We start from the raw sequence: 2,470 nt of genomic DNA, 5'->3' as shown, positions 1-2,470 counted from the left end.
GGTGACCACGTTGCATCTATTGCTAAGGCAACCATTTCACTTAAAGGTGAAGAAAGAATTCACGTGGTTGAAGAAGATATTAGCTTACTCGGTGAAAAAGTTAAATCTATCGTTGATGCTTCACTCAATGCTTATATTCAAGGCAATGATAAACGGGCTCATGAAATTGCTGAACAACAATATGTCATCAAAAGTATGAGTCATGAAATTCAAGAAAAAATTCTTGACGGAATGAAAGAAAACTCTGAAACAGTAACAACAGGTAAAGAATACTTGTTGACACTGGTTTACTTAGAACGAATTACCGGTTATGCGGTCAATCTCTGTGAGTGGATTGTTTACTTGAATTCTGGAAACATTATTGAACTATAAAATAAAAAGTTACTGACAAGAATTGCTGTCATAGGACAGTCGTTTGTACTTTAGTACATTACGAATATCCTGGCAGTTCTGTCAGTAACTTTTTTTATTGCTCATAATCAATTTCAATGACTTGGTGGGTCAGATATTTATTTTCAGCAAAGTCCATTTTGATGACATAGGGCATCTTTCCAGCTAAAGATTGAAAATCTTGAAACTGAAAGTCTGGTTGATAAAAATTTAAAATGGTAGAAAGAGAAGTACCATGTGTTCCGATTGCAACTTTTTGATTTTTAGAAGTTGTTAAAATCTGTTCAAGGGCTGAAATATTACGATTTTGAACTTCACGTAAGGATTCTCCGTCAGCAAATTTATAATCAAAATCATTCCATTGTTGCTTAGCATGAAGTTCATTAATCAGGTCAATACTAATTCAAAGATTTATTCAAAATCAATGCAAATTAATTCATCAACTACCAGTATAGCTGATGAATTAAAGAAATTTAAAGAATTACTTGATTCAGGTGCTATTTCTCAAGAAGAATTTGAAATTCAAAAAGCAAAGTTGCTTAAATAAAATAAAAAACCGCCCAAGTTTGGCGACGAGGGGCGGTTTTAAACTATAAAATAGTATAAAGGCTTTTAACAAGCTTTTTACTATACCATTTTATCAGAAATGAGGTATAAAAAGCAACAATGGCAAGATATATAAAACGAGGTAAAGTCTGGCAATACGAAATATCTTATAAAGATACTGACGGTAAATATAAAAAACTTAGAAAGAGTGGCTTTCCTAAAAAGGCCGATGCGATTTCAGAAGCTGGTGAAATTGAAGCTAACCTAGCCAAAGGTTTTTATACTGTCAGTCAAGATATATTACTCACTGACCATTTCAAGCAATGGATAGAAATATTCAAAAAAGGTAAAGTATCTGACGGAACTTACAGAAAGTATTTGTACACACTATCTGTTCTAAAAAAGCACTTTTCAACAGCAACTATTAAAACAATGAATCGTGTGAAATATCAAGAGATGTTAAATGAATTTGCTGAAGGTCATTCCGATTCATCTGTGAAACAAATTAATGTTCATGTAAGAGCAAGCTTAGAAAATTTACTTGATGATTTTATTATAAAAAATGATTTTACAAAAGGAGCAATCTCTAAAGGTGGTAAAGGCACCAAAAGTGCCGAACTAAAATATTTAGATTTTCAAGATTTTACAAAATTAATTGCATTTGCTAAAGAAAAAATAAATCCTATTTACTCCTCATCGTTCATGATATACATTGCTGCCATGACTGGTATGCGATTTAGTGAGCTTTTGGGATTGACATGGGATAATGTGGACTTTGAAAAAGGACAAATATACGTAAAAAGAACTTGGGATATTTATAAAAATAATTTTGCACCAACTAAGAATGACCAGTCTGTACGTTTTTTAGCCATTGACAGCTCGACTATGCAAGTCATGATAAATTATAAGGAACAGCAAGAAAAACTCTTAAAACGGCTCGAAATTGAGCCAGAACACCCTTTTGTATTCTACAATATCAAGAATGGATTGATAACTAATAATTCACTCAATAAACAGCTAAGAAATATGTGTAAAAAATTGGGATTTGAAAAAACAATTACTTGTCATGGATTAAGACATACTCATGCCTCTACAATGCTTTATAAGGGAATTAATATTTTATATGTTTCTAAAAGGCTCGGTCATAGCAGCTTGAATGTGACGATGTCAGTATATTCCCATATCCTAAAAGAGCTTGAAGAAAAAGATAATGAGAATATCAAAAAAATCTTTAGTGAAATAAACAATAAGTGATTTGGCACAAATTTGGCACAAATCATAAAAAGAGCAACAAAAAAGCCTTGCTACGAAGGCAAGGCGAGGTTTGGCACCATGATCCGAGGGGGATTCGAACCCTCGACCGTTCGCTTAGAAGGCGAATGCTCTATCCAGCTGAGCTATCGGACCAAATTATTTCTGTCAGTAAATTTTTAAGCTAAAGCCCGGCGGTGCGGGGGACGGCGCCGCGGGGCGCGGCACTCGGGCGGGCTCGGGCGGCTCGGGGGACGACAGCGGGCAGGAGCCCGGCGGCGCG

Annotated in this window: 4 protein-coding genes and 1 tRNA gene; 3 read left to right on the top strand and 2 right to left on the bottom strand. The window is 34.9% G+C overall.

Annotated elements, in window-relative coordinates:
* Positions 1 to 372 (top strand): PhoU domain-containing protein (locus ABT112_RS35005; RefSeq protein WP_351515813.1); only part of this gene is annotated, 372 nt, incomplete at its 5' end.
* A 94-nt stretch (positions 373 to 466) separates the two neighbouring features.
* Here the strand turns inward: ABT112_RS35005 and ABT112_RS35000 are convergent.
* On the bottom strand, positions 467 to 778 hold the full coding sequence (locus ABT112_RS35000) for a histidine phosphatase family protein (RefSeq protein ID WP_351515814.1): 312 nt from the start codon (positions 776 to 778) through the stop codon (positions 467 to 469).
* Between ABT112_RS35000 and ABT112_RS34995 the strand changes: the two genes are divergently transcribed.
* Both ABT112_RS34995 and ABT112_RS34990 read left to right on the top strand, forming a co-directional pair.
* Positions 764 to 937: an SHOCT domain-containing protein gene (locus ABT112_RS34995; RefSeq protein WP_351515812.1), complete on the top strand. Its 174-nt coding sequence runs from the start codon at positions 764 to 766 to the stop codon at positions 935 to 937. The genes ABT112_RS35000 and ABT112_RS34995 overlap by 15 nt on opposite strands.
* A 119-nt stretch (positions 938 to 1,056) precedes the next feature.
* Positions 1,057 to 2,190: a site-specific integrase gene (locus ABT112_RS34990; RefSeq protein ID WP_143459886.1), complete on the top strand. Its 1,134-nt coding sequence runs from the start codon at positions 1,057 to 1,059 to the stop codon at positions 2,188 to 2,190.
* Positions 2,191 to 2,269: 79 nt separating this feature from the next.
* Here ABT112_RS34990 and ABT112_RS34985 read toward each other — a convergent pair.
* Positions 2,270 to 2,343: transfer RNA gene (locus ABT112_RS34985), tRNA-Arg, on the bottom strand.
* Between the last annotated feature and the right edge of the window lie 127 nt (positions 2,344 to 2,470).

Source organism: Streptomyces sp. NPDC002055, assembly GCF_040296705.1.
In the GTDB taxonomy this organism is placed as follows: Bacteria; Actinomycetota; Actinomycetes; order Streptomycetales; family Streptomycetaceae; genus Streptomyces.
This window is presented reverse-complemented; position numbering and strand designations above follow the sequence as displayed.